Annotated in this window: 18 protein-coding genes and 1 tRNA gene; 2 read left to right on the top strand and 17 right to left on the bottom strand. The window is 43.1% G+C overall.

Annotation, left to right across the window (positions count from 1 at the left end; translation table 11 throughout):
- Positions 1-693 (bottom strand): glutamate--tRNA ligase family protein (locus AC075L_RS19425; protein WP_476388044.1); only part of this gene is annotated, 693 nt, incomplete at its 3' end.
- A gap of 402 nt (positions 694-1,095) precedes the next feature.
- Here AC075L_RS19425 and AC075L_RS19430 point away from each other — a divergent pair.
- Complete coding sequence (locus AC075L_RS19430; protein ID WP_118330050.1) at positions 1,096-1,605, top strand: Uma2 family endonuclease; 510 nt, start codon at positions 1,096-1,098, stop codon at positions 1,603-1,605.
- Between the two features lie 641 nt (positions 1,606-2,246).
- Here the strand turns inward: AC075L_RS19430 and AC075L_RS19435 are convergent.
- The 12 genes from AC075L_RS19435 to AC075L_RS19490 form a co-directional block, all read right to left on the bottom strand.
- A tRNA-Thr gene (locus AC075L_RS19435) sits at positions 2,247-2,318 on the bottom strand.
- A 113-nt stretch (positions 2,319-2,431) separates the two neighbouring features.
- Positions 2,432-3,031, bottom strand: a complete 600-nt coding sequence (sigH, locus tag AC075L_RS19440) for an RNA polymerase sporulation sigma factor SigH (protein WP_118330051.1) — start codon at positions 3,029-3,031, stop codon at positions 2,432-2,434.
- 154 nt (positions 3,032-3,185) lie between these two features.
- Positions 3,186-3,923 carry a 23S rRNA (guanosine(2251)-2'-O)-methyltransferase RlmB gene (gene rlmB / locus AC075L_RS19445; RefSeq protein WP_019161073.1) on the bottom strand — a complete coding sequence of 246 codons (738 nt, stop codon included), beginning with the start codon at positions 3,921-3,923 and terminating at the stop codon, positions 3,186-3,188.
- On the bottom strand, positions 3,920-4,399 hold the full coding sequence (locus tag AC075L_RS19450; protein WP_476388045.1) for a Mini-ribonuclease 3: 480 nt from the start codon (positions 4,397-4,399) through the stop codon (positions 3,920-3,922). Before AC075L_RS19450 ends, rlmB begins: the two co-directional genes overlap by 4 nt.
- The gene (gene cysS / locus AC075L_RS19455; RefSeq protein WP_476388046.1) at positions 4,384-5,793 is read right to left on the bottom strand and encodes a cysteine--tRNA ligase; all 1,410 of its coding nucleotides are present in this window, start codon (positions 5,791-5,793) and stop codon (positions 4,384-4,386) included. The genes AC075L_RS19450 and cysS overlap by 16 nt, the downstream gene beginning before the upstream one ends.
- 27 nt (positions 5,794-5,820) lie before the next feature.
- Entirely contained in the window at positions 5,821-6,303 is a 483-nt protein-coding gene (gene ispF, locus AC075L_RS19460; RefSeq protein WP_118409590.1) for a 2-C-methyl-D-erythritol 2,4-cyclodiphosphate synthase, read from the bottom strand.
- 2 nt (positions 6,304-6,305) lie between these two features.
- On the bottom strand, positions 6,306-7,580 hold the full coding sequence (locus AC075L_RS19465) for a sn-glycerol-1-phosphate dehydrogenase (RefSeq protein ID WP_177961717.1): 1,275 nt from the start codon (positions 7,578-7,580) through the stop codon (positions 6,306-6,308).
- 182 nt (positions 7,581-7,762) lie between these two features.
- The gene (locus tag AC075L_RS19470) at positions 7,763-9,256 is read right to left on the bottom strand and encodes a serine hydrolase (RefSeq protein ID WP_476388047.1); all 1,494 of its coding nucleotides are present in this window, start codon (positions 9,254-9,256) and stop codon (positions 7,763-7,765) included.
- Between the two features lie 130 nt (positions 9,257-9,386).
- Entirely contained in the window at positions 9,387-11,744 is a 2,358-nt protein-coding gene (locus AC075L_RS19475) for an ATP-dependent DNA helicase (RefSeq protein ID WP_476388048.1), read from the bottom strand.
- Positions 11,745-12,101: 357 nt separating this feature from the next.
- Positions 12,102-13,421, bottom strand: coding sequence for an aspartate kinase (locus AC075L_RS19480; RefSeq protein ID WP_008705535.1), 1,320 nt, complete (start codon positions 13,419-13,421; stop codon positions 12,102-12,104).
- 145 nt (positions 13,422-13,566) lie between these two features.
- Positions 13,567-14,277 (bottom strand): tRNA (N6-threonylcarbamoyladenosine(37)-N6)-methyltransferase TrmO, encoded by a 711-nt coding sequence (gene tsaA / locus AC075L_RS19485; RefSeq protein WP_173705210.1) that lies wholly within the window; start codon positions 14,275-14,277, stop codon positions 13,567-13,569.
- Positions 14,278-14,433: 156 nt separating this feature from the next.
- Complete coding sequence (locus AC075L_RS19490) at positions 14,434-15,822, bottom strand: alanine/glycine:cation symporter family protein (protein WP_287637872.1); 1,389 nt, start codon at positions 15,820-15,822, stop codon at positions 14,434-14,436.
- Between the two features lie 391 nt (positions 15,823-16,213).
- Between AC075L_RS19490 and AC075L_RS19495 the strand changes: the two genes are divergently transcribed.
- Positions 16,214-18,166, top strand: coding sequence for a glycoside hydrolase family 31 protein (locus AC075L_RS19495; RefSeq protein WP_347457113.1), 1,953 nt, complete (start codon positions 16,214-16,216; stop codon positions 18,164-18,166).
- Positions 18,167-18,333: 167 nt separating this feature from the next.
- Here the strand turns inward: AC075L_RS19495 and larC are convergent, their stop codons facing one another.
- The 4 genes from larC to AC075L_RS19515 form a co-directional block, all read right to left on the bottom strand.
- Positions 18,334-19,686, bottom strand: coding sequence for a nickel pincer cofactor biosynthesis protein LarC (larC, locus tag AC075L_RS19500; RefSeq protein WP_476388049.1), 1,353 nt, complete (start codon positions 19,684-19,686; stop codon positions 18,334-18,336).
- 2 nt (positions 19,687-19,688) lie between these two features.
- Positions 19,689-20,450 (bottom strand): nickel pincer cofactor biosynthesis protein LarB, encoded by a 762-nt coding sequence (larB, locus tag AC075L_RS19505; RefSeq protein WP_173681548.1) that lies wholly within the window; start codon positions 20,448-20,450, stop codon positions 19,689-19,691.
- Positions 20,428-20,562, bottom strand: coding sequence for a hypothetical protein (locus tag AC075L_RS19510; protein WP_022380740.1), 135 nt, complete (start codon positions 20,560-20,562; stop codon positions 20,428-20,430). Before AC075L_RS19510 ends, larB begins: the two co-directional genes overlap by 23 nt.
- The coding region (locus tag AC075L_RS19515) for a tRNA 2-thiocytidine biosynthesis TtcA family protein (RefSeq protein ID WP_476388050.1) at positions 20,559-21,457 on the bottom strand (899 nt) is incomplete at its 5' end. The genes AC075L_RS19515 and AC075L_RS19510, both read right to left, overlap by 4 nt.

Raw genomic sequence — 21,457 nt, forward strand, 5'->3', positions numbered from 1 at the left:
CAGAGTACAGATGGAATGTGTGATTCCCTCAATGGCATCCTCGATGGGATGGGCGAAATCATACATTGGATAGATGCACCATGTATCACCTGTTCTGTGGTGAGTCATATGAGCAACACGATAGATAACCGGGTCGCGCATATTCATGTTCGGAGATGCCATATCAATCTTGGCACGAAGCACTTTCTCTCCGTCTGCATATTTACCTTCTTTCATCTCTTCAAAAAGCTGCAGGTTCTCTTCTACACTTCTGTTTCTGTATGGACTTTCTTTACCCGGCTCTGTAAGAGTTCCACGATATTCACGGATCTGATCTGCTGTCAGGTCACATACATAGGCTTTGCCTTTCTGGATCAGCTTTACAGCAGCTTCATACATCTGTCCGAAATAGTCAGATGCAAAAAACAGTCTGTCTTCCCAGTCTGCACCAAGCCATTTGATATCTGCCTTGATGGATTCTACAAACTCACTCTTTTCTTTGGTCGGGTTTGTATCATCAAAACGCATGTTGAACTTGCCGTTATATTCCTGTGCAAGACCATAGTTTAAAAGAATAGATTTCGCATGACCGATATGAAGATATCCATTCGGTTCCGGTGGGAAACGTGTATGCACGGTGTCATAAACACCCTCTGCTAAATCTTTATCAATGATATTCTCAATAAAATTTTTGGAAACTGTTTCGTTCTCCATCTTCTTCCCTCCTGTTGTCGTATTTTATACTGTTTTTTCACACATCTATATATAAAAAATACAACTGAATATTTTTTATGTCGAATGAATTTATATTATCATTGGAAATTCCATCTGTCAACCGTTTACACAACAGTGACAGGCCTTATATTTCTCAGACGTTACTGTTCACTCCGTTCACAGTAACGTAGCCAAAATTCATTCCAGATTGCCTGCGGCAATGGAATTTTGGCTTGTATGTCTCGGGATTTTGCATATTCATGCCAAAACACCTCGCGGGACAGTGGTGTGTGAACAGTAACTCTCAGACTTCATCTGCACTCTCTTTCAGCAGCTCATATCCTTGACTAACATCTTGCAAAATATTATAATTATATCAACATATCAAGGAGGTGCGGCAATATGAGTAATGCACTACCAATTGAAGATTTAAGTAAAACTTACCTGGAACATTCTATGGTTATCAATAACTTTGTTATCAAGATCGGCAGCCAAATCAAAGACAGCTTATGTCGTGTCTTTGGTGATGGTGTTCAGTATGAATGGCGTGAAAATGATGATAAAGTAATCATTCCTGACGTATCAATCATCTGTAACCTGAGAGACCGTAAGAACATTTCTTTCACTGGCATTCCCCGCTTTGTGATGGAAGTTTTGTCCAATGCCACAGAAGAATATGATCGACATGAAAAGATGGATATTTATTGCAAGGTCGGTGTCTCTGAGTATTGGATCGTTGACTGGAGAAAAAAATCTGTAGAGATTTATCTCTTCGATTTCAAAGAAGATGGCACTGGTTATCCGTATCTTTATAAGACTGTCACAGCCCAGAATAAAGAAGATTTACATCTGGTTATGTTTCCGAATCTGAAGATAACCTTTGACGAGCTGTTCGACATTGGTGAATATTAACGAAAAATAAGGCATAAACCAAGGAAATAGTTTACTCTTTTTATTTGTTTCAGAATGTTTCAGAATCACTTGCATATTGATTTCCTGATCTGCATATGCTATAATGCCAGTAGGCGAAAAGAAATAGCAAGTCCATGTAGACAAAAAGAATGAAGCCCTCAGTAGTGCGAATACTGGGGGCTTCTTCTTATTTTTTATGGCAGACAAGAAACTGCCAGGTTAGTGTTGCCCTACTTATCTCCGTCTAACCATTTGCAAACATAATAGGCAGCTATGCTTGCCATAAAGGTGACAAGAAAAGAAACAGCAAGATTCTCCATATAGACTTCACCTCCTCCCGTTGCCGGGTATCGGTTGGACAACACTGTAAGTATAACATATCTCTTGTCATTCTGGAAGTACAAACAGTTCTTAGAAGTTTATAAAATAATACTGGGTTTATTCGAGTATATCATCCTAAAATCATCTTCAGGAATAGGAAGAGTCTCAGTACAAAAACTGCAATTCTGAGCAGTATCCCGGAACTGCAAATTGCACAAAAAAAATAATCAGAACCTATGTCCTGATTATCTTGAGTAACTTTTTGAGTAACTTTGATTTACTGGCACCTCACAAACCCAGTAAATAAGCCATTCTTAGCAAGCTGATGACGGGAATTGAACCCGTGACCCCTTCCTTACCAAGGAAGTGCTCTACCTCTGAGCCACATCAGCATTGTGTCGGATTTACCGCTCACATTTAAATATACTACCAGAACTTGTTTGTATTGTCAATCCCTATTTTTAACTTTTTGATTTTTATTTTTGGGTTTTATACAGATATCTTTCTATTTTTGATATTGCTCCAACTGCTCTCTGATCTTGGTTCGGATACGCTGTAATGCATTATCTATGGATTTGGGTGTTTTTCCCATGATCCAGGCAATCTCTCCGTATCCGTTTCCTGCCAGATAATATTCAAGAACCTGGTTCTCCATTGGACTTAACGTTGCTGTTATCTCCTGCTCCAGATCCTGGACATTCTCTTGGTCAATAATGATAGACTCCGGGTTCTCTCCCCAGTTATCTCCAAGATGTTCTTCATTTTCCCCATCCTGTTCGCTGAGGGAAATATAGGAATTCAGCGGCTGGTGCTTCTGCCTGTTGGAACTCTGGATGGCGTTGTAGATCTGTCTGTCCACACATATACTGGCAAAGGTCTGGAATGCAGCATCCCTGTCCGGCTGGTAATCGCGGACTGCCTTAAACAGTCCGATCATGCCTTCCTGTATCAGGTCATCGTTCTCCCCGCCTATCAGGAACATGGTCCTTGCTTTCTTGCGGACCATGTTCTTGTATTTTTCCATCAGATAGTCGAGGATTTCTGATTCCCCGTTTTTGAAACGGGAAATTAATTCTTCATCTTTAATTCCGTCATACTGTTTCATCAATTTAACCCTTCCGTTTTCTGAAAATCTCTATCATTCGCCCAGAGGGCTTCTTATAGCATAACAATATTGTGGAATAATTTTCTGCTGCAAAAATTCCTCTTAATAATCGCTGCACATCCTCACGAAGCCTTTATCTCAGACTGAGATAAACTTATTTCTTCTGCAGTCTCTGACGTACAATCTCATATCCAAGTACTCCGGCTGCCACAGATGCATTGAGGGAATCAATGTCACCCTTCATAGGAATAGATGCCACGAAATCACACTTCTCACGGATCAGTCTGCTTACACCTTCACCTTCATTGCCGATCACTACGCCGATCGGACCTGTCAGGTTAAGATTGTACATGGTTTCACCGCCCATATCTGCACATACAAACCACATGCCCTGTTCTTTCAGTTCATCGATGGTATGTCCCAGATTGGTAACTTTTGCAACAGGTGTATAGTTTAATGCACCTGCTGAAGTCTTGGCAACTGTGGAAGTCAGTCCAACTGCTCTTCTCTTGGGAATAATCACCCCATGTGCACCTGCAAGGTTTGCTGTACGGATGATCGCACCAAGATTATGAGGATCCTCAATATTATCCAGGATAAAGATAAAGGGATCTTCTCCTTTTTCCTTTGCCTTCGCAAGAATATCTTCTACACTTGCATATTCATAGGCTGCCACCTGAGCGATCACGCCCTGATGTGCGCCTGTCTCGCTTAACTGATCCAGACGTTCTTTTGCCACATAATTAATAATCGTATCTTTTTTTCTTGCCTCTCTGGCAATAGTGCGGACCGGTCCGTCCTGGCATCCGTCCAGGATAAAAAGCTTATCTACACATTTGCCGGAACGAAAGGCTTCCAGAACCGCATTGCGTCCTTCTATCTGTTCACTCATATCTTATCCTCTCCGATCCCTACACGGACCAGTTCTATGATCCTGCTGAAATCATCTTTTAAATATAAATAGCCCATCAGAGCTTCAAACCCTGTTGCCCTGCGGTAGTCTGCCATAGTTGCATGTTTGGCCATTGTAGGAGAATGAGCATTCCTTCCTCTTCTGTAAACGCTGTGTTCCTCCTCTGTAAGCATGGGCTCAATCACTTCCATCATGGAAGACTGAGTTCCTGCCTTAACCAGACTGCTGGCTTTTCTGTGAAGCTGGTTTACCGGACAGTTGCCTTTTTTTACAAGGATCGTGCGGATCACCAGTTCATAGACGCCATCTCCGATATACGCCAATGTCAGCGGAGAATAGGTTCGTAAGTCTTTATCCTCCAAATGAAATACCTGATTAAGCAAACCTTTCAAACTACTTAAACTCTCTTCATTAAGCCCGTTTGTCTCACTCATATTATTCAAGCTCGCTTCCATTTTACTCCCTCGCGGGTATCCTTAAGGATGATTCCCTTAGCCAGAAGCTCATCTCTGATCTCATCTGCTCTTGCGAAATTCTTTGCTTTTCTTGCTTCCTGACGCTCTGCGATCAGGTCTTCGATTTCTTTATCAAGGATTTCTTCTGTTTTCACAGCCTTCAGACCAAGTACATCGCATAATTTCACCATTGTGTCAAGAAGTGCTCCTGCAAATTCTGCGGAACTTGCCTCTGATACATTTGTATTTGCAAATTTAACCAGTTCAAAAATTGCTGCCAGTGCATCTGCTGTGTTGAAATCATCATCCATAGCTTCTTCAAATTTCTTTACGAATTCCTGTGCCTGTGCAAGCAGTTCTTTCTCTGCATCTGTTGCAGTTTCTGTCTGTGCTGCTGCTTTTCTGTCCTTTAAGTTTGCTGCTGCATCTGTGATACGTTCTAATGCATTCTTTGCAGCTTCCATCAGATCTGCGCTGAAATTCAGCGGACTTCTGTAATGGGCGTTCAGCATGAAGAAACGAAGCACCTGCAGGTCATACTGTTCACTGATTTCACGAACAGTACGGAAGTTTCCAAGAGACTTGGACATTTTTCTGTTATCAATATTTAAGAATGCATTGTGCATCCAGTATTTTGCAAAGATTTTGTCGTTGCAGCATTCACTCTGTGCGATCTCGTTCTCATGGTGAGGAAAGATCAGGTCTTCTCCGCCTGCATGGATATCAATCTCATCACCAAGGTATTTTTTCGCCATAACAGAACACTCAATATGCCATCCCGGACGTCCATCACACCATGGTGAAGGCCAGGATGGTTCTCCCTCTTTCTTCGGTTTCCAGAGAACAAAATCCAGTGAATCTTCTTTCTGGTCTTCACCGGATACCTGCAGAGAACGGAAGCCGGACTGCAGATCATCCAGGTTCTTGTGCGAAAGTTTGCCATATTCTTTGAACTTCTTAACTCTGAAATAAACAGTACCGTCTGCTGCCGGATAAGCATATCCCTTATCAACCAGAGTCTGGATCATACTGATCATTCCGTCGATTTCCTGTGTTGCCTGCGGATTAGTTGTTGCAGGCTTCACATTCATGCCGTCCATATCTTTTCTGCATTCAGCAATATAGCGCTCGGAAATCTCCTGCGCACTTACACCTTCTTCGATAGCCTTCTTAATAATCTTGTCATCAACGTCTGTAAAGTTGGATACAAAATTCACTTCGTAGCCTTTGTATTCCATATATCGGCGTACGGTATCGAAAATGATCATCGGACGTGCATTTCCGATATGGATCAGGTTGTATACAGTCGGACCGCAGACATACATACGAACTTTTCCCTCTTCGAGAGGTACGAATTCTTCTTTTCTACGTGTCAGTGTGTTAAAAAGTTTCATGTTCTATTCCTCCAGTTTTCTCTATCATTAACTCTCTTTTCTTTCATTAAGAAGACAGATTGCCTGAGACGCAATTCCTTCTTCTCTTCCCGTAAATCCCAGTTTTTCCTCTGTAGTGGCCTTAATGTTCAGCTGAGACTCATTGATTCCCATTGCTTTCGCCATATTGGCTCTCATCTGTGGAATATGAGGTGCCATCTTTGGTTTCTGTGCAATGATCGTTGCATCTATATTTCCGATCTCATAGTGGTGTTCTCTCAAAAGCTTCGTCACATGCTCCAGCAGCAGAATACTGGAAATCCCTTTATATGCAGGGTCTGTATCAGGAAAATGTTTTCCGATATCGCCCAGTGCTGCTGCTCCCAGAAGTGCATCCATAACTGCATGGATCAGTACATCTGCATCTGAATGTCCCAGGAGACCTTTCTCCCAGTCTATCTTCACACCACCCAGGATCAGATCTCTGCCTTCGGTCAGCCTGTGTACATCATATCCCATTCCAACACGCATAATCATTCTCCTCTTATATCCAGCATCTTGCTGATTCTCAATAAGCTTAACCGTCTCCTTGTATAAGGAGCAAGTCTGAGGCTTGGCAAAACAGCCGATTCATCGAGTCCGATATCATAAACGGTTTTCGCGCATCCGGCTTTCTCCAGCAAACGGAACATAGTCTGTTCACTGGGAAGCTCATCAATAATCTCCTCTATCCCGTTCAGGCATTTTTCCAGATGCTGGGGTGAAATAGTTTCTAACAATTCCGGCTCGTTTTCTTTTCTTATTTCTTCCAGAAGTCCTTTTTTTCCAAAAGTTTCTTTCAGAAGCTCCTCGTCCTCATTCTCATAGGGTTTTGCGTGACATCGTCCCTGTGTGATGGCTGCAGCGATACGCTTGTATTCTTCCAGTACAAGAAGTGCTGCTACAGAAACCTTCTCTCCGTGGAGTGCATCCAGCGGACCATTGATCACTTCCATATCCCACAGATGTGTGACCTGGTGCTCTGCACAGGACGCAGGCCTTGAATTACCAATCATCTGCATTGCAAGTCCGGAAAGAATCAATGCATACATAAGCTGTTCGCATTCATCTTCCTCTCCCTCTGTAATATCCTGAATCGAAGATTTCACAGTTTTTAACGCTTTCTCTTCCAACTTTACAGTTTCGCGGCAAAAATACTCTCCGGTGACCAGGTTCGCGATCTTCCAGTCTGCAAGACAGATGTATTTCGCCATCAGATCTGAAATCCCGGCTGCAGTCAGGCGCTGTGGTGCTTTTGAAAAAATATCTGTATCTGCATATACACAGATCGGAGCTACTGAAGGCACAGTCTTCTTTACTCCATCCAGGGTCATTGCTGCTACTGTTGTTACAAATCCATCTCCACTTGCTGCGGTAGGCACTGAAATGAAAGGTACTTTGTAATTATGTGCAATATAACGGCTGATATCATGGATCGTGCCTGCTCCTACTGCAAGGATCAGGTCAATGTCCTCTTCCATGTTGTTCTCCACAATTTTTATTGCATGCCGGTCTGCCTGAAGTCCCTCTGCATCCAGAACAAGTACCTGGCACCTGTCATAGATATCCTCCATAAGTTCCTCTGTTGCTGCATAGGTATTGGTATCGCAGATGACCAGCGGGGATATGTACTCTCTGAGCATTCCCTCTGACATCTCTTCTTCAAGCTTCTCTACAGCTCCGGCTTCTATCAAAATCTCTTTCACTGCAATCTGGTGTTCCCTGCCGCAGCTGCAAGGTCGGGCAAAATCGTCCGCATCAACTCGCATTTAAATTCTTCCTCCTGACTTTCCTGAATCAAGCGGATAAAATCATCCGTTTGACTATCTGCTCATAATTGAATAGTTGTTTCACAACCTGATTCGGTTAAACTTTTTTTCTATAGGCATAGTTCGTTGGTATTATACATGATTTTCCTATAAAAATCAATCATTCCGCGCAGGTCTGGCGGCTACAGGTTCAAATAATTATATACAATCTTTGAAATATTCTGTATGTTCGTCACCGCCGTACTCTCCGGGCAGTTTTCAGACATCACACATAGGATATAAGTTGTCTTTTCGCCATAGACAATTGCGATATCGTGCTGATCCTGATCTGTCTCGCCGGTCTTGTTGGCAGATTTTATTCCATCCGGAAGTCCCTGGGGGATTTTCCAGGTGTTTTCCTGATTTGACAGAAGATTTAACATTTCTTCTGATGCATCTTTGCTGACACATTCCCCCTTGTAGATTTTTTCAAGCAGAGTGCCGCAATCTTTTACAGAAGTCATGTTTCTGCCACCCAGACTCTCCTGTGCGGATGCTGCAGGATGGAGGGTGTGCTGCACACTTGTCTCTGTATAGCCCTCTTTTTCCAGATATTTGTTAATATCCTCCGCACCTTTTTTGAAATCAAGGGAATCTGTCTGAAGCTTCACCAGTTCATTGCAGGATTCATTGTCACTGACTGTGATCATATTCCACAGCAGGTCATTTAATTTTACATCTACAGTTTTTGTATCTGCAGTATTTAATTTCTTTGCCTCATCTGCCTTTACCTGCTCCATGTCCTCATATGTCTTTGCCATTACAAAGGCTTTGATCAGACTTGCAGAATAAAGGGAAGTATCATTGATCAGGATTTCCTTTTCTTCATTAAGGTCTTTCACATAAACACTCCAGGTTCCCTGATATCCGGACAGCATCTTCTCAAGCTGAGGCTTCAGATTATCCATCCCAAGATCATCCATATTCACGATCTTTCCCGTATCATCCACAATAAAACCATCATCCGTCACTGTGCTTTCCTGAAGCAGGGCGCCATTTGTACCGCCAAAATAATAGCTCCCGTCAAAATTCATTTCATAACAGTCCATCTCAAGTGAATGGATGCCAGGCTCGGTTACCAGTCTGCCATTTTCATCAAAATAATAATATCCGTTCAGAGTAATCCCGTCTATTGCCAGATTGTCAATATACCTTACCTGCGGTGCTGCTGACAGACGCCCCAGATTGTTCACAAAGTAATATCCGTCAAATTTCTCTGCCTCCTGGGCATTCTGTGTATCAGCTTCCTCATCTGTCTTATCCCCAAACACTGCAACACCTTTCAGATGCTCCATATGAGGACTGCAGGCTTTGAATTTCCCATCTGTATCATGGTAATAATATCCGTCAAATACAGTTCCGTCTATCTCATAATCCTGAAAATAATGGATCTCCGCCTGGGTACTTCCGGCGCCATTCACATCCAGACAGTAAAATCCGTCACTCTTCATCATATATTTCCCGCTTCCGTCTCCCATTGGCTGAATCTGTGCCTGCCCGGTGACAGATGCAAGACTCTGCTGTGCAGCCATAACAGGAACCGGCAAAACCAGTGCCATGGAAATGGCTCCGGCCAGACTTCCGGCTATGATATAACTTTTAATATAATATTTCGCTGTTTGTCTATTTTTTCTCATGCAAAACTCCTTTTACGGTTTCTTTTCACATCCCATTCACAGTAAGCAAAGTATATATTGTTTTATTCAGGATAGCAAGATTTTTATCTTTTTTCCAGCAAAGACCAGAATCTCAGTATCAGTGTTCAGTTCAGTTCTTTTCTCTGATCCTCTTCCAGAAGCTTCCCAGCTGTTCTTCCACAGTATTTAAAGTACAGTTTCCCCTGTCAGACCACTCAGCAGGAAATAGATTCCTGTAATCTTTCCCTGCAAATCTCTCGTCCAGCAGAAGTATGATCCCTGTGTCCTCCTGGGTTCTGATCACACGCCCGGCTGACTGCAGCACCTTATTCATCCCCGGATATCTGTATGCATAATCAAATCCGTTCACACCTTTTTTATCATAATACTGTCTGAGGATTTCCCTTTCTGTTCCGATCTGAGGAAGACCGGTTCCTATAATGATCGCTCCGATCAGCTTCTCTCCCATCAAGTCAATCCCCTCTGAAAAAATCCCGCCCATTACGCAAAATCCCACCAGTGTTCCCTCTGATGCAGAAAATTCCTCCAGAAATTCCTCTTTCTCCCTCTCATTCATTCCCGATGTCTGCGAAATACAGCGAACCCATTCCGCTGAAAACTCATTCTCATACACCTCCAGAACATCTTCCATAAATTTATAAGAAGGAAAGAATACCATATAATTTCCTTTTCTTGTCCATACAGTTCTGGCAATGTAAGATGCGATCCTGTGATATTCCTCATATCCTCTTCTGGTATACCTGCTGCTCACATCCCGTCCTGTGAGAATGCACCTGTTCTCCTGCCTGAAAGGAGAAGTCACATAAATCCCATAGTCATCCTTTCTGGTGCTTAAAAGTGTACGGTAATAATCCATGGGAAGCAGAGTCGCAGAAAAGAAAACCGCACTTTTTCCCTTTTCCAGACATCTATGAATATTTGCTGCAGGATTTACACAGAAAAGCCGCAGAATCACCTTTCCCCCTTCTCCCATTTCTGTATAAACCACATAATTTTCATCCAGAAGTTCATCAATGTTCAGGAAATCTCTCACACAGAAGTAAAATTCCAGCAACTGCTCCGGAAGTTCCTTTCCATGAAGTTCCTCCAGAAGCTTGTCCATCTCCCCCATCACCTGAAGCATTCCCAGGGAAACTGCTCCGGGATTTGGCAGGATTTCATACTCTGTACACTCCTTTTCCAGAATTCGAAGCTGTCTGTTCACTTTTTCCAGTGCTCGCACCAGACCTTTACTGTAATCCCCGGCCAGTCTCTTCGCCTCCAGTACATCCGCTCTGTCCACATGAGCACTGTACATTTCCCTTCCCCTGTCCACCAGATTGTGAGCTTCATCAATCAGAAAAATGTATTCTCCGGAAGTACCCTCCCCGAAAAATCTTTTCAGATAAACATTGGGATCAAATACATAATTATAATCACAGATCACAGCGTCCACCCAGACTGCCAGATCCAGGCACATTTCAAAGGGACACACCTGCCATTTCTTCGCATATTCCAGCAGAGTATCCCTGTCATAGCTGTCCTGCGTGGTCCACAGTTCAAAAACAGCATCATTCACTCTGTCCAGATGTCCTCTCGCCCACAGACAGTTCTCAGGATTGCATTCTGTTTTATCGCAGAAGCACAGCTTTTCCTTCGCGGTAATGGTTATCACTTTAAATTTCAGTCCATGCTCCTTTAATATGGAGAAAGCTTCTTCAGCCACAGTCCTGGTAATGGTCTTTGCTGTAAGATAGAAAATATTTTCCCCCAGCCCTGCACCAACTGCTCTCACTGCAGGAAAGATCGTGGACATGGTCTTTCCTACTCCTGTAGGTGCCTGGACAAAAATCTGTCTTTCTGTGGATATAGTGTGATATACACCGGATACGATTTTTCGCTGTCCCTCACGATATTCAAAAGGGAACTCCAGATCACTCATGGACGCATTCCGTTCTTTTTTCCATGCAAGCTGGTATGCGATCCATTTATGATACCTGTCCAAAAGATTCTGGTACCACAGTCTGAGTTCTTCCAGCGTATATTCTTCTCTGAAAAACTTAAGCTCCTCTGTGTCCAGATTCCCATATGTCATCTGCACTCCGATCTTCTCCGTTTTTTGCTCCTGTGCGTAGATCCAGGCATAACACATTGCCTGTGCACGGTGAACCTCCACAGGCTTTTCCAACTGACTGACATCTGCATAAACACCCTTAATTTCATCGATCCAGCACTGTCCATCCTCTGTGAAGATTCCGTCAGCTCTGCCCTCTACCTGGATACTTACATCTTCATATTCTGTTTTATATTTAAGAGAGACCTCCGCTCTGTAATGGCTTCCCATCCTGCCCTGTATTTTTCTGTGCAGTCTGCTGCCCTTCTGCATTGCTTCTCTGTCAGAAGATCCTCCCCGGTTGTCAAGATCCCCGCTTCTTAATATAAACTCCACCAGATTTCTGACGGAAATACGAACCACCGGCTTATCCATATCAAAACACCTCACGCAACAATAGCTACCAAATAGTTACCCAACATCGTCCGTTCATTATAACACAGAATTCATCATCATGTAAAAACTCCTGAATTCAAGAAAGAATCCTGCTTGCAGGATTCTCCGCCTGCAACAGGTCGCTTCAGCGACATAATTCCGCTCCGTCGCAGTGCGATCCTGCCCGGAGGGCTTTTTTATGTTATAGGAACATTACAGAGTAATTTCCTATAATATAAAAAGCCGCCAGAAATCTCTATGCTGATTTCTGACGGTCCATTATTTTATTTATCCTATGATTGGTAAACATCATATCCACAAATTGCTCCGCTGTGAAGGAGCTCCTGCAATTCTCAATTAGATCTGGGTAATTACAAAGATATCATAAATTGCCTTTACCGCAGTTTCAAAATCTCTGTTCTCCACACCGATAATGATATTCAGCTCACTGGAACCCTGGTCGATCATCTTCACATTTACATTTGCATGGGCAAGTGCTGAGAAGATTCTTCCTGCTGTACCTCTGGTGGATTTCATACCACGTCCTACAACAGCGATCAGTGCAAGGTCAGATTCCATTTCTACGAAATCCGGCTGTACTGCACGATGAATTCCGGCAATTACCTGCTGTTCCTTTTCTTCGAATTCATCCTGATGTACATATACAGTCATTGTATCGATTCCTGATGGAACATGCTCAAAGCTGATTCCCTGATCTTCGAATACCTGAAGTACCTTACGTCCGAAACCAACCTCACTGTTCATCATGGATTTCTCAATATTGATAGAACAGAATCCCTTCTTACCTGCAATACCTGTGATTGTAAATTTCGGTTTCTTGCATGTGCTCTCAACAATAAAAGTACCCTTGTCTTCCGGTCTGTTTGTGTTTTTGATATTGATCGGAATTCCCTCTTTACGAACCGGGAAGATCGCATCTTCATGAAGAACAGTTGCACCCATATAAGAAAGCTCTCTGAGTTCTCTATAGGTAATGCTCTCGATCACTTCCGGATTTTTAACAATACGTGGGTCTGTTACCAGGAAGCCGGAAACATCTGTCCAGTTTTCATAAAGGTCTGCCTTGATAGCCTTCGCCACAAGAGAACCGGTTACATCAGAACCTCCTCTGGAGAAAGTTTTAACTTTTCCATCTTCACCAGCGCCATAAAATCCAGGGATAACGGCATGTTCACATTTTGCCAGCTTTTTGGACAGAAGTCTGTCTGTCTTCTCGGCATCCAGATTTCCGTTCTTATCAAAACGGATCACATCTGCTGCATCAACAAATTCATAACCCAGATATGCTGCCATCACCTTACCATTGAGAAATTCTCCTCTGGATGCTGCATAGTCTGTGCCTGCCTGTGCCTTGAAATCAGCTTCGATCTGAGCAAATTCATCTTCCAGAGAAAGATCAAGGTTCAGTCCGCGGATAATCTCATAATATCTTCCCTTGATCTCCTGCAGAATCGGGATGAAATCTTCCCCTTCAACTGCAGTATTATAACATTTATAAAGTAAATCTGTAACCTTTGTATCTCCGTCAAATCTCTTTCCGGGAGCGGACGGAACCACATAACGTCTGCTCTCATCACTTCTGATGATCTCCCCTACTTTCTGAAACTGTTCTGCATTTGCCAGAGAACTTCCTCCGAATTTAACAATTTTCTTCATTTTTCCTGCTCCTCATATGTCACTAAATATTTTCAGACCGATCTCCCATCAGTCTTTGTCACTCTACCAACATAAAGTCTGTTTAATATTGTATTGAATAAACACCAATTTTGCAAGCCTTTCTTACAGAAATATCCGAAAATGGTTATTTTCCACAATCTGCCGAAGATTCCTGCTGTTTTTTTACAAATTCTGTCACATTATAAACACGAAGGATATCTCCATCCACCCGAAAATGAATATCCTTCTCGCCAAAAGGCATTCCGTAAGACCGTTCCGGATCATTCTGATAAGCAGGACGGGGATCATCTGCAAGCACTGCGATCAGAGCCTCTCTGCTTTCCCTGGGTATTCTTTCCAGAAGCTCCTTGGGAAATTCTACATTCAGATGATGATCTTTGGAATATTCGGTAAAACTTCCTGTTGCTTCCGGATGGCAATCCGCATAAGGAATATATGGTTTAATATCGAAAATCGGTGTTCCATTCATCAGATCTGCACCTTCTACATAAAGTACAGGGCTGTCCGACTCATCCAGAGCTACTTTCTCAAGCTTCACACAGGATAATCCTATGGAATTGGGACGAAAGGGAGATCTTGTGGCAAAAACTCCTTTTCTCACATTTCCCCCAAGTCTGGGCGGGCGGACAGTCGGTGACCACTTTGTCCTCTTTGCCTCCGAAAACTCCCAGATCAGCCAGATATGACTAAACTCCTCCAGACCACGGCAGGCATCCACATTACGATATTCCGGTTCGAATACGATTCTCGCTTTAAGCGCCCCTACACGTCCACTCTGCCTGGGAATACCAAATTTGGTCGGAAAATCATTTTCTATATGTGCGATTGGAATCATGGCTCTATTCTCCTTTTACCTTTTTCATAAAATGATGTTAGGGTCAAAAGGCATTTTGCTCCTAACTTGATATCTACGAATTGCTCCGCTGCAAAGCAGCTCCCGCAATTCTCATAAAATAATAGCCCGGAAAAATAACTCTCCGGGCTATTATTGTTATTTCTTCTGTGCGAAATACTCTTTTGTAAGTGTAATGGCGGTTCCTGAAAGCAGGAATACACCAATTAAGTTGGGGATTGCCATGAGACCGTTGAATGTCTCAGCAATGCTCCAGAGAAGTCCCAGATCTACAGTTGCACCAAGGATTGCCACTAATGAATATGCGATCATAAATGGGCGGATAACTTTTGCAGAGAATAAGAATTCAATGCAGCGAGCTCCGTAAAGTCCCCATCCGATAATCGTTGAGAATGCAAAGCAGCACATGGCAACTGCCGTAAAGATGGAAACCCAGCCTCCGTATGTAGAAGTAAATCCGGAAATTGTAAGTTCTGCACCTGCCGCTGCACCGTAATTTACCGGCACGCCGCTTACAAGGATCACAAGTGCTGTCAGAGTACAGATCACGATCGTATCTGCAAATACCTCAAAAATACCAAACATACCCTGTTTTACAGGTTTGCTTGTATCCGCACAGGCATGAGCGATAGAGCCTGTACCAAGTCCGGCTTCATTGGAGAAAATACCTCTGGAAACACCCTTTTTCATACTGAGGAAAAAGCTTCCGATCACACCACCTGTCACTGCTGACGGATTAAAGGCTCCATAAACAATATCATGGAAAACTGCCGGAACTCTTCCGATATTTAAGATCACAACGCCCAATGCAAGTGCAATATAAAACAATGCCATAAACGGCACCAGCTTCTCGGAAACACTTCCGATTCGCTTGATACCACCCAGCAGTACCATACCAACCAGCAGCGTAATCACAATTCCAAGGATCAGATTCAGTCTGCCTGTGGAAGACTCTGAGATTACATTAAAATTAATAAGAGCCGTATCAATTGCTGTTGTAATGGTATTTACCTGAGTGGCATTACCTGTTCCAAATACAGTCAGTACGCCGAATGCAGAATAAAGAACTGCAAGAAATCTCCAGTTCTTTCCCAGACCATTCTTAATATAATACATAGGTCCGCCTACATAATCCCCATGTCTGTTTCTCTCACGGAAATGTACTGCCAGGGTAACCTCTGTAAATTTCGTGCACATTCCAAGGAGCGCGGAAACCCACATCCAGAATACAGCTCCGGGTCCGCCGATGGCGATAGCTCCGGCAACACCGGCGATATTTCCAGTACCTACTGTACCTGCCAACGCAGTACAGACTGCCTGGAAAGGTGTCATGGAACCGTCAGAGGCTTCTTTTTTCTTAAAAATTCTTCCCAGTGTGGTTTTAAGCGCATACGGGAATTTGCGGATCTGGACAAAACCAGTCCGCAGGCTCAGGTAAAGCCCTACGCCGATAATACAGATCATAGCCGGGACACCCCAGATAAAATTATTTACGACGTTATTGATGGATTCAATTGTCTGAAGCATGTTAAATAAACCTTTCTTTCGTGTAATAATAACAGTTTAGCACTTTTTTCACCGTATGTACAGAAAAATTCTATTAAGATAAAGCATTAAAGCACAACAAGTTGCCAGAGCAAGCAGCTAAAATTATCCACTCCACTGCTCATTGCTTTTCGTAATTGAAGCAGGGGACTTACTTGATTCGGTTAAAAAGTCAAAATAACGTATAAATTTGTCATAATTTCAGTAGCATTTCCCCACTCAAACCTCTATTATTGTAAATATGAAATCAAGGAAAACGCCTATGTATTTTCTAACAGTACTTAAGCGTTTCAGTTATTCGGTGTAGCGCCGCATAGCAAAGCGGATGATTTTATCCGCTTGACTATTTTCAACCTAAGGAGGATATGACAAAATGATTCAGAAATATACTTACGGAACCCCGTTTGAAACCGATGCCATCGTAACTTCCATCCCGGCTTCTGAGGGGACTCCTGCATACGGAACTATCTCCACAGAGAACGGCTTCTCTTTTACTTATGACATGGATGACAACGATGTTGTCTATGGTCTGGGCGAATCAAGCCGCGGAATCAACAAACGTGGATATGTTTATGAAAGCAACTGTTCCGACCAGCCAAACCATACAGAAGATAAAATCTCCCTCTACGGAGCACACAACTTCCTCGTAATCTCCGGAAAGCAGACTTTCGGTCTCTTCGTTGATTATCCAGGAAAACTGAAGTTTGATATCGGTTACACACTCTCTTCCCAGTTAAAGATCACCTGTGAGGATGCAGACCTTTATCTGTATGTGATCGAGGGTGAAACTCCTTACGATATCGTAAAACAGTTCCGTAAAATCATCGGAAGAAGCTATATCCCGCCTAAATTCGCATTTGGTTTCGGTCAGAGCCGCTGGGGATATACAACTGCTGACGACTTCAGAAAAGCTGCTGACGGATATCGCGAAAACAATATTCCGATCGATATGGTATACATGGATATCGATTACATGGAAGACTACAAAGATTTCACAGTCAATCAGGAAAACTTTCCTGACTTTGAGGCCTATGTCAATGAAATGAAAGAAAAAGGCATCCACCTTGTCCCGATCATCGATGCAGGTGTCAAGGTAGAAGCTGGCTATGATGTTTATGAAGAAGGCGTTGAGAAGAACTACTTCTGCAAACGTGAAGACGGCAGTGATTTCGTTTCCGCTGTATGGCCGGGTTGGACTCATTTCCCTGATGTCCTGAATGCAGATGCCAGAGCATGGTTCGGACAGAAATACGAACGTCTCATTTCAAAGGGAATCGACGGTTTCTGGAATGACATGAACGAACCTGCAATGTTCTGTACACCGGAAGGCGTTGCTGAATTAAAAGAATACATCAAAGACAACTTCATAGACAAGGAAGAAGCACCTGGATTTACACTCGGTGATAAAGTAAACGCCCTTGCAAACAATCCGGAAGATTACAAACGCTTCTATCACAATGTAAACGGTCAGAAGGTCCGCCACGACAAAGTACATAACCTGTTTGGCTATAACATGACCCGTGCAGCAGGTGAAGCATTTGAAAAAATCGCACCTGGCAAACGTTTTCTGATGTTCTCCCGTTCCTCCTATGTGGGAATGCACAGATACGGTGGAATCTGGATGGGAGACAACAAATCCTGGTGGTCACACATCCTTCTGAACTTAAAGATGCTTCCATCCCTGAATATGTGCGGTTTCCTTTACACAGGTGCAGATCTGGGCGGTTTCGGTGAAGATACCACACGTGATCTGGTACTGCGCTGGCTGGCACTTGGTGTATTCACACCTCTTATGAGAAACCACTCCGCTCTGGGAACCAGAGAACAGGAAGCTTACCAGTTTGAAAATATCGAAGACTTCCGCCATGTGATCGGTGTCAGATATCGCCTTATTCCATATCTGTACAGTGAATACATGAAAGCAGCATTAAACGACGACATGATGTTCCGTCCGCTGGCATTTGACTACACAGACGATGCATTCGCAACTCAGGTAGAAGATCAGCTTCTTCTCGGAAACGAAATCATGATCGCACCTGTTTATACACAGAATGCAAAAGGCCGCTATGTATATCTGCCGGAAGAAATGATGTTCGTAAAATTCCTGCCGGATGGAACAATTTCTCAGGAAATTCTTGAAAAAGGCCACCACTATGTAGAAGTTGCCCTGAATGAAGTTCCACTGTTTATTCGCAAAGGAAAAGCAATCCCGGTTGCTGATGTTGCGCAGACAGTAAAGGATATCGATCCTGCTACTATCCGCATGATCGGATATGAGGGAGCTGAATATGACCGTTATGATGATGACGGTGTAAGTACTCTGTAATTTAACCGAATCAGACAACTTTCCCTGCCTGAATTGCAAAAAGTACCAGGTAGCAGATAGAACTGAACCAGAAGTCACCTCATAAAAATAATAAAAAGAAACAGTCACATACATCTGATGAATGTTGAGATATTCACTCAAGTATGTGACTGTTTTCTTTTACATTGTTATTCTTTATCTTTATTTGCCAAAACAATATAACGGTAAATTTCTGCAAATGGGATCTCTTTTTCTCTGCTCAGCTGTGCAACGCTCTCATATTCCGGATAAAGCTGCTCTTTTCCATTCAAAGTGCATACCTTTACCTGAACTTCTCCCCATGGAGTCGGAAGGGTTCTCGTTTCTCTGGGAAGAATCGTACGTTCCATTCTGCTATAACGAATTCCAATCGTAGTAGTTTCTTCAAAAATAATATTCTGAAGCGTTTCCATATCTTCTTCCTTACAGATCACATTCAGAACCCATGCAGGTCTGTTTTTTTTCATAAAAACAGGCACATAATGCACATCTCTGGCACCGGCTTTCATTAGACGCTCCATCACAAATCCCAGAACTTCTCCACTGCAGTCATCAATGTTTGTCTCCATCTTGATAATCGTATCTTTGGTTTCCTGATTTTCAGCCTTCGGATTATTTCTGATTTCCGGGTTTTTGAATTCTTCTGACTGAGCCTTTGCCTCATCTGTTTCTGCGCTCTGCGAGATAATCATTGCCCTTAGGATTCCCGGGCATTCATACTGGCGTTTACCTGCACCGATTCCAATCTTCTGAATTTCAAATGTTTCCGGAAGTTTATCTTTTGTTTTCACTGCTGCCACTATCGCCGCACCTGTAGGCGTTACAAGTTCACCTTCTATCTCTGTCATTTTCAGATGTAAATGATTGGCACTTACTATATTTGCAACTGCCGGAACCGGGATTGGCAGGATGCCATGCTGACAACGGACAGTTCCACGTCCCTCGCAGAGAACAGGAACGATCACCTCTGTAACATCCAGATTATCCAGGCAGACTGCCACAGACACAATATCCACAATAGAGTCCACTGCTCCCACCTCATGAAAATGCACCTGATCTACAGGAACATTGTGTGCTTTACTCTCCGCCTCTGCAAGAATTTCAAATATACGCAATGCTATCTTCTTTGCATTCTCATTCATTGCGCTATGCTCTATAATATAGGTAATTTCTTTTATTCCACGGTGTTCGTGATGGTGATGGTCTTGCGCTGTTCCTGTGCCATGGGCGTGATTGCTCTCATGGCCTTCATGATGATGTCCATGCAGATATTCCATATCATGGTCATGATTTTCATGCTCTTTATCCAGCACAACATCAAAATCACATGCATCTATTCCGGACTTCACAACTCTGCTGATCTTTGTCTCAAATCCTGATACCTTAAGACTCTTCAGCACCCTGTCCAGCACTGAGCGGTCAGCTCCCAGATCAAGAAGAGCCGCAACCGTCATATCACCACTTATCCCTGAATAACATTCCAGATATAATGTTTTCCCCATAATCAATTTCCTTTCTCATCTGTACCTGCTGCCAGACGGTTGATCTGTGTTGCCAGATAGCCGGCACCGTAGCCGTTATCAATATTCACCACAGCAATCCCATTCGCACAGGAATTGATCATAGTAAGAAGTGCCGAAAGACCATGCATACTTGCACCATAACCCACAGAAGTCGGTACTGCGATCACAGGTCTGCTCACCAGACCGCCCATCACACTGGCAAGAGCACCTTCCATTCCCGCAACTGCAATTACACAGTTCGCACTCTGGATTGTCTCCAGTCTGGAGAATAAACGATGCATTCCGCTGACTCCCACATCATAAATCCGTTCAACATTTGTGCCAAAATATTCCGCTGTCTGTGCAGCTTCCTCAGCAACCGGAATATCTGCTGTTCCCGCTGAACACACTGCGATCTTGCCAATACGCTTCTTATCTTTCTTCTCAATCTTTAAAATACGTGAAATGGGATCATATTCTACTTCCGGAAACTTCTCCTTCACCAGTTCATACTGATGTTGGGAAGCTCTGGTTCCGAATACCTCGCCGTCTTCTCTGTATAATCTTTCAAAAATATTCAGAAGATGTTCATCTGCCTTATTACTGCAGTAGATTACTTCTGCGAAACCGGTTCTTGCCTTACGGCTTGTATCCAGCTTCGCATACCCCATTTCTTCATAACTTTCTTTCTTAAGGATTCTCTCTGCCTCTTCCACAGATACCGAACCACTTTTTACACTTTCAAGAATCTCCTGTAAGGTCATGGATTCCTCCTTTTAGAACACCACCTGCACCAGAAACATACAGACAACCGTTCCCACTATAATACTGAGCAGTGTATTTCTCTTCCACAAATGAAGATTTTGCTGTTATCATTCTTTTTCCTTATCAGCGCCCTTATTTCCACGCTGATCATAGTCATCCAGGAAATTATAGTATTCTCCATCTTTATGATATCCCATAACAGTACGAAGATTAATATCCCGCACACTGTTAAAGATATTCGTCTCGATCACACTGCTTGTATTTCTAAACTGCGCAACCAGCTCTTTCATCTCATCACGCTTGGAACCACGTCCGCCTCCACAGCTTACACAGTTCTCAGTAAAACGGCATGCACACTGAATGAAATGCAGTCCATTGGTATCTCTCCATGCCTTGATTGCAGATTCCTTGATCAGATACATAGGGCGGATCAATTCCATCCCCTCAAAATTCTGACTGTGCAGCTTCGGCATCATAGTCTCCACCTTACCACTGTACAGCATACCCATGAGAATCGTCTCGATCACATCATCAAAATGATGTCCCAACGCAATCTTATTACATCCCAGCTCCTTGGCATGAGAATACAGATAACCACGTCTCATTCTCGCACACAGGTAACAGGGGTTATTCTCAATTTCTGCCACTGTATCAAAAATATCACTTTCAAAAACCGTAAGAGGAATTCCCAGAAGCTCTGCATTATCCTGAATAATCTTCCAGTTATCCGCATTATAGCCCGGATTCATTACCAGAAACACCAGTTCAAAATGAATCTTCCCATGACGCTTCAGCTCCTGAAGCAGCTTCGCCATCAGCATAGAGTCCTTACCACCTGAAATACAGACAGCAATCTTATCTCCCTCCTGAATCAGCTGATACTGATTCAAAGCCTTGGTAAACGGTCTCCAGACCGTCTTTCTGAACGTCTTGATAATACTGTGCTCAATCTCTTTCGTCTTCAGTTCCTTCTGCTCCTTAGCATCATTCTCCATAAAACGGCTCA

The organism is Blautia sp. ZXY-1-B12, from assembly GCF_056339915.1.

Excerpts from the sequence above, each read along its gene's own strand:
- AC075L_RS19430 (WP_118330050.1), top strand. The coding sequence starts at position 1,096 with ATGAGTAATGCACTACCAATTGAAGATTTAAGTAAAACTTACCTGGAA.
- tsaA (WP_173705210.1), bottom strand. The coding sequence starts at position 14,277 with ATGATTCCAATCGCACATATAGAAAATGATTTTCCGACCAAATTTGGT.
- cysS (WP_476388046.1), bottom strand. The coding sequence starts at position 5,793 with ATGAAACTTTTTAACACACTGACACGTAGAAAAGAAGAATTCGTACCT.
- AC075L_RS19470 (WP_476388047.1), bottom strand. The coding sequence starts at position 9,256 with ATGAGAAAAAATAGACAAACAGCGAAATATTATATTAAAAGTTATATC.
- AC075L_RS19450 (WP_476388045.1), bottom strand. The coding sequence starts at position 4,399 with ATGGAAGCGAGCTTGAATAATATGAGTGAGACAAACGGGCTTAATGAA.
- AC075L_RS19490 (WP_287637872.1), bottom strand. The coding sequence starts at position 15,822 with ATGCTTCAGACAATTGAATCCATCAATAACGTCGTAAATAATTTTATC.
- rlmB (WP_019161073.1), bottom strand. The coding sequence starts at position 3,923 with ATGAGTGAACAGATAGAAGGACGCAATGCGGTTCTGGAAGCCTTTCGT.
- AC075L_RS19510 (WP_022380740.1), bottom strand. The coding sequence starts at position 20,562 with ATGATAACAGCAAAATCTTCATTTGTGGAAGAGAAATACACTGCTCAG.
- larB (WP_173681548.1), bottom strand. The coding sequence starts at position 20,450 with ATGACCTTACAGGAGATTCTTGAAAGTGTAAAAAGTGGTTCGGTATCT.
- larC (WP_476388049.1), bottom strand. The coding sequence starts at position 19,686 with ATGGGGAAAACATTATATCTGGAATGTTATTCAGGGATAAGTGGTGAT.
- sigH (WP_118330051.1), bottom strand. The coding sequence starts at position 3,031 with ATGAAACAGTATGACGGAATTAAAGATGAAGAATTAATTTCCCGTTTC.
- AC075L_RS19475 (WP_476388048.1), bottom strand. The coding sequence starts at position 11,744 with ATGGATAAGCCGGTGGTTCGTATTTCCGTCAGAAATCTGGTGGAGTTT.
- AC075L_RS19480 (WP_008705535.1), bottom strand. The coding sequence starts at position 13,421 with ATGAAGAAAATTGTTAAATTCGGAGGAAGTTCTCTGGCAAATGCAGAA.
- AC075L_RS19465 (WP_177961717.1), bottom strand. The coding sequence starts at position 7,580 with ATGCGAGTTGATGCGGACGATTTTGCCCGACCTTGCAGCTGCGGCAGG.
- AC075L_RS19495 (WP_347457113.1), top strand. The coding sequence starts at position 16,214 with ATGATTCAGAAATATACTTACGGAACCCCGTTTGAAACCGATGCCATC.
- ispF (WP_118409590.1), bottom strand. The coding sequence starts at position 6,303 with ATGCGTGTTGGAATGGGATATGATGTACACAGGCTGACCGAAGGCAGA.